Annotated in this window: 3 protein-coding genes; all 3 read right to left on the reverse strand. The window is 52.6% G+C overall.

The features are described 5' to 3' along the window. Positions 1–1540, reverse strand: a 1540-nt coding sequence (gene ldtD, locus AC1DUO_RS22790; RefSeq protein WP_477988873.1) for a L,D-transpeptidase, incomplete at its 3' end; no start/stop codon positions are given. A 361-nt stretch (positions 1541–1901) separates the two neighbouring features. Next, on the reverse strand, positions 1902–6350 hold the full coding sequence (gene mukB, locus AC1DUO_RS22795) for a chromosome partition protein MukB (RefSeq protein WP_477988875.1): 4449 nt from the start codon (positions 6348–6350) through the stop codon (positions 1902–1904). Further along, positions 6347–6894, reverse strand: a 548-nt coding sequence (mukE, locus tag AC1DUO_RS22800) for a chromosome partition protein MukE (RefSeq protein ID WP_477988877.1), incomplete at its 5' end; no start/stop codon positions are given. The genes mukB and mukE, both read right to left, overlap by 4 nt.

Here is a 6894-nt window from a genome sequence, read left to right on the forward strand (position 1 = left end):
TTGGCGTGTCATGCAGATAAATAGCATCAGAACTCGGCATATTAAATTTATACCGCCCCAGAGAGTTGCTTACGCCCGGCGCCTGACGGATGCGATAGGGGAAATGGTTGGGTGATATCATTGCCCAGTCGATCATTGAAGGATCGATGATTTCAGCATCGTTACTCCAGCCAGACAATACCTGATAGCCATGTTGCTGGAAGTAACCGGGATTGTTCATGGCTTTAGGCACGATATCTTCACGCACTAACGTTGTGGGCACATTCCACGGTGGATTGACCACCACATTATTCAACGCACTGCTCATTAACGGCGTTTTACGGCTTGGACGACCGACAATTACCCGTGACGACAACACTTCATTGCCATTGAGATAATAGGTGAGCTGATAGTTTGGAATGTTCACCATGATTCCGGTGTTCACATTGCCTGGAAGAATGCGCAGACGCTGAATATTCAGCGCCAGCAAGGTAGCACGCAATTGCGGAGAGGCATTCAGCCACTGACGGGTACGTCCGCCAATAATACCGTCCGCTTCCAGCCCCTGCCATTTTTGAAAACGCTTAACAGCTTCCACTAAATCCGGTGTGTACTGATTATCAGCGACAGCCACTGGCGCGGGTGTCGCTGGCACTTCTGTCGACTGAACCGTTGGCAGGACATCTTGTACTGATGTTGCGGAAGGGCTGACAGCCGGGGTCGATTGCTGGGCCTTATCAGCGGTTTCATCAACAGACAGATCGTCATTTGCCGCGCTTCCCGGCGTGTTCGGGGCGATAGTTTCATCTGTCGGTTTAGCCACCTTATTCTCTTCAGGCGAGGCGACCATCATACCGGTTCGGGTCAGGATCTCCCGCAAGGCCGGGACATCGTCACTGATCTGGTCCGGACGCAAACTGGCTGATCCTGTCATCACGGGCCATGGTCGATTGTCCGTCAGCATGATTTTCAATGCATCATGCATTTTGGTGTAATAAGGGTGCTGTGGTGCGAGAGTCGACAAATAGTGTGACGTATTGCCCTGACGCACAGCCAGTTGCCACTGATTAATCACAGTCAGCGACGGCGTCGTCATTTTGTACGGTGTGGCGCTGTATAACCACTTATCTCCATTGGCTTCCACGCTGCTCGTAAACTGCAAATAGCCCAGCATTGCATCTGACAACACCACATCACGGGCCATGCCGGTAACTTGCGGATCCGTCAGCCATTTCACCCATTGCGTGAACTGAGGCTGGATCCCCGATATGGCCAGCTCGGCGAGTTGCTGCTGGAATAACTGAACTGTTTCACGATCGTTCCACATGGGCTGCATATGATTTGCAGCATAAAGCGATGACAGAGATGACAGATACAACGGCCTGATGCCCCTTGGCAATAACTCTGCCTGCAACTGGCTCATGCTCTGTACGCTTGATAGCGTGGTTTTTCCTAATGGCAGCGCGGGCACGGTAGCCCATGCAGCAAACCACGGCGAGAGACCGCTCGCCAGCAGACAGCTGGCGACTAAAAACCTGAGAGACCTTTGATTCATTAACATCTTCCCTTGCCTCCCGATAAGGTGCTCAATCTCATCCCCAAAATTGAGCCAACAGCTCTTGGAATAAGTATATAAAGAGAATTCTTTTTTTGCGTAGGAACTCAATGAAATAGAGCCCGCGTGTAACGTAAAGACTCTAAGCCAGCTGTCAGTTTAAATAAAGTCTTCCGTTACGTGTTTATGTGCTGTTTTCAGGCATTCGTCTATAAATTACGCAGCACCTTAGTGTTGCCTTACAAGCTATTTAGTTCACCACAACTTTTTAAAGAAATATAAGTGAAATGGATGCAATTTCAATAAAAAGCCCCGGCGCTCAGGCCGGGGCTTTTAAAAATCAGACATCTTATTTATCTGAAAACACTCAGGAAACATCAGCTTCCGTATTGACCAGTGCCGGAAGTTCAGGCGCGAATCCACGCAAACCGACCACGTGTACATGTTCATTATTGCCGAACACTTTACGTACCAGTTTATAGGTCGTGCCTTTTTCAGGGCTGATGTTTTCCGGTGCCRCAATAATCAGCTGCATTTCCAGACGGTCGCAAAGCTCGAACAGCGTGGCGATAGATTTAGCATCCAGACGTGCGGCTTCATCAAGGAACAGCAGACGACAAGGCGAAATATCCTTCCCGCGCATACGGCTCGACTCGTCTTCCCAGCTCTGAACCACCATCACCAGAATCGACATACCGGTACCGATCGCTTCACCCGTTGACAGCGCCCCGCTTTCTGCGCGTAACCAGCCGTCAGAACCACGGTTCACTTCCACTTCCATTTCGAGATAGTTGCGGTAATCCAGCAGTTCTTCACCAATAGTTTGCGGTGTGCGCTGACCCATATCAATTTGCGGGTTCAGACGCTGATAGAGTTTCGCCAGCGCTTCCGAGAAGGTCAGACGGTTACTGCTGAAGAGATCCTGATGCTGTTCCTGCTGTTCAGACAGCACATCCAGCAGTCCCGCGTGCGCTTCGCGTACATTCACGTTCAAACGTACACTTTTCACCTGACCAAAGGCCACAGCCTGCAGGCCCTGGTTCAGCTGGCGGATACGGTTCTGTTCGCGCTGAATGGTTTTACGGATGATATTCGCCACACTTTTCGAACTGATAGCCAGTTGCTGCTCACGGGCTGTCAGTTCTTCGGTCAGACGGCCCAGTTCGATTTCCATCTGTTCAATCGCTTCAACCGGATCATCGGTACGAATAATATCCTGACGGATACGTTCGCGCAGATGCTGGTATACAGCAATGTAGAACTGGATTTTACGTTCAGGGCGTTTTGGATCTTCGGACAGACGCAGTACATCGCGCAGATGTTCGTTATCAGAGACCGCCAGACGCAGCGCGCCAAGGGATTTATCCGACATGGAACGCAGTTCGTCGCCATCCATATACGCCAGCTCACGACGGTGCAAACGACGTTCAACGCCATTGTCTTTCACCAGACGCATCACCGCACACCAGCCCGCTTTCGAGGTCACTACCTGTTCGCGGCTCTGATGATAATCACGCTCAAGTTTGCGCAATTTCTTCTGCAGGTTATCCATTTCTGCTTCGCAGAAGGTGATTTGTTTTTCGAGCTGATTACAGCGTGCCCGGTTGGTGCTGAGCGCGGTGTGCAGTTCGTCACGGCGGGTTTTAGCACGTGCTTCAGCATTTGCATCAGCCTGAACACCGATATCCTGCAATTCCTGGCTAAGTTCTTTGAGCATATCGCGTTTGGCATCGAACGAACTTTTCAGCGAGGCTAGAACCTGACTGTACTGCGTCAGTTGTGTCTGATGCTGACGCATTTGTTCACGGGCACGCGTACGTTCCGCTTCCGCATGTTCCAGACGCTGACGCAGTTTGTCATTCAGATCACTGTTTTCATTCAGCATGCCGGCGGAGTCGGTATAGCTGAAGTGAGCACGGCGCTGAACCACTTCCGTCAGAGCGAATGCCTGTTGCTTCGCCAGACGCTGTGCATGCTGCGCCTGTGCGTAATCTTCTTTCAGTTGCTCATGCTGTTCCGGGTCGCTTTGCAGCACCGATACCAGCGGTTCCAGCTTGCTCAGTGACACACCGTGTTGCTGAATGAAACGGGCGGAATCCTGTGCCTCTTCCATTTCTTCGCGGATTTCTTCAACGCGATCAATCAGCGTTTCATCACACAGCAAGCCGACACGTGGCTGCAATTTATTGAGCATGCCGATAGCGTCTTTCGCCTGCTCGTATTGCTGACGCTGTTGCTGATTCTGGCCTTCATGCGCATTGATAGCGCGTTCCAGTTCGCCACGACGCCCGCTCAGAGTGCGGATTTCAGCTTCCGGGTCGGCGTCAAACGCCACGGCTAAATGACTGCCGATGAAACGACTAAATGCCTGATGTGCACGCTGAATTTTCTGCACGTCAAACGACAATGTCGCGTAACGCTCTGACAGGTTTTCGCGTTCTTTATGCAAGGTTTCCAGACGGTTCTCACGCGCCGCACGGCCAAACAATGGCACCTGTGGGAAGTGAGAATAACGCCACTGGCGATCACCCGTTTTGACCAGTACCGCGCCCTGCATTTCTTCTACTTCAAAGACATTGTCATCAAATGACTGTGGATCCCCTTCGATAAGATAGAGGTCTTCCGGGCAATCATCCAACCCATCCAGCTGATCGCGGATCAGGGATAAATCAGGCACCACAATCGCGTGGCGGGACGGACCATACAATGCAGAGAAGTAAGGCGCATCGTCGATGGTGACGTCATCATAAATTTCCGACAACAACACGCCACCGAAGCGTTCTGCAAGCGCGATCATGCGGGAATCTTCCGCACCACTTGGCTGGCTGAGGCGGGTTATCTGCCCTTCAATACGACGCTTGCGGGCAGCCACTTCGTCACGCTCAACCGTCGTTTCGCGTTCCGTTTCCAGCAACTGCTGCATGTATTCGGTCACCTGCTGGCTGCTTTCCAGCGGTTCCTTACTTTGCTCGCTTAACTGGCTAAGTGCTTCCTGCGCGGCCAGCCAGACGGGTGCACGGGCGGTCAGTTCGCGAATGCGAGACTGAACACGTTCAAGTTCCTGACGCATTTCCATGCGACGCTCACCTGCCTGCGACACAACACCCTGTAATTCTTCGATCTGTACTTCCAGCTCACGCTGCATTTCGTCCAGATCTTCGGGATGCACATCCTGACCCGTACGCTTGCAGAATTCCTGCAACTGACGTTCGGCATCCTGCTGTTCACGCAGGCGGCCTTCAAGTTCGGACAAGCGCATGCGCAGCGGTTCGACACGTTCGGCCTGATGCTGTTGTGAAGACCAGTCGCGCAGTAATTCACGCGCCGTTTGCCAGGCGTCACTGCGGCTCACTTCACCGGCGATTTTTACCACCAGCTGATAAGCCGTTTCAAACTGATTATGGGCGGCAGAAGCGACGCTCATCTTCTGTTCCAGCATCAGCAGGATTTCAGTCGCTTCCTGCTCTTTACTCTGGAAAGTTTCCAGCCATGCTTCACTGTTCTGAATGCTCAGATCGGGGATCTGGCACAAATCGCGCGCACGCTCAATGGCCTGCAACGCCTGCTGATACTGAATCGCACGGGTCTGCTGAACATCCAGCGCCTGCTGGTAATCGGCCAGCTGGCTTTTCAGCTCATCCACTTCCAGTTCAGCGGCTTCAGCGCGCGCTTCATGTTCAGCGTGCAGCTCGCTGGCTTCAGCCACCACTTCGTTCTGTTCTTCGAGACGATACGTCAGCTCTTCGAGATCACTTTCATAACGCTCGATTTTTTCCTGTTGACGCATTGCCGTCTGAACCAGACTCAGATGATCGCTGGCAGCCTGATAATCGGTTTCTAAATCGCTTTGCGCACCACTTTGCTCAGCCAGTTCACGTGCCATTTCGACATGACGGTATTGCTCGCCGGACAACTGTTTGCGGCTGGTGAACAAATCATTACGCAGTACCAGCGCACCATCGAGATGAATACGGCGTTCATTGGCGTGACGCATATAGTCTGCAGCCACGTAAGACGTCGCTTCAGAAATCAGGTGTTTAAACAGGTCGCGGTCAGACTGAGTAACGCGGATAGCTTCCAGCGTCATACGGTTTTCACGCAGCGCCGCTTCCATATCCTGGAAGGCTTTCCGCACACCACTGTTTTCCGGCAACAAATAGTCGCGCAGGGAACGGGTGATGGCACTGGAAATACCGCCATAAAGCGAGGCTTCAATCAGACGATAGAACTTGCTACGGTCGGATGCCGATCGCAAACGACGTGGAATAACACCCAGATCAAACATCAGGGCATGGTAATCGGTAATCGAGTTGAACTGCTTGAACTGCACGCCTTCCATCGCTTCCACGCGATCTTTCAGTTCCTGCAAAGACAGCACACGAGCCTGACGCTCGCCGACCGTTTCAGTCAACATTTCCGTCGGATTGACCGCAACCGGCAAGCCCTGAATCGTGAAAGGTTTAATGTCGACTTTACGGTCACGACCAGCGACCTGCTGCAGACGAACCCCCACGACAATACGCTGGTGACGGGAGTTCACCACATCCAGAACCGAGTAACAGACACCCGCGCGCAATTTACCGTGCAGGCCTTTATCACGCGAACCGGAAGTTGCGCCCGCTTCGGTGGTGTTACGGAAATGCAGCAACGTCAGATCGGGGATCAGCGCCGTAACGAAAGCCGCCATCGTGGTGGATTTACCGGCCCCGTTACCGCCGGAAAGCGTGGTGACCAGTGAGTCGAGGTCAAAAGTACGGGCAAAGAACCCGTTCCAGTTAACCAGCGTCAGTGAGCGAAATTTACCGCGTTCAATCATTCCTGTTCATCCTCTGCGCTCTCATGCCCTTGCTGCACTGCCAGCGATTCGCCGTCCTCACTTTCGTCATTCAGTGACAGCGCGCTGTCGACCGGCATTGCTTCACCGTCGCGGATCATCCGCAGTTGTGCTTCGCGCGCGTCATCGCCGCTGCGGACATCCGCACCAAACCGGAATACCGCTTCAGTGATACGGAATTTGCTGCTATCAACCCCCATGAAATACACCATGCCCAGCCGGCGTAGTCGGTTCAGGGACGTGCGGACTTTGTCCTGCAATTTCTGGCGATCCAAATCTGAGCCGGTTGAACGTTGGTTGACGTATTTAAGTAATTTGCTTTCATCCGCCAGGCTCAGTAATTCGTCATACAGTTCCTGCTGGGTAAAAATCCCCTCATGCGCCAGACGTTCCGGGCTGAGATACAGATAGCAAAGGATTTTACCCACCATCATATCCAGCTCAGAAAGTACGGAGCGCGGGATAAGCGTGGTGGAGCGCGGGCGCAGGTAGAAGAAACCTTCTGGTGCCCGGATTAACTCCACGT

The organism is Rahnella sp. P4_A8 (genome assembly GCF_056402435.1).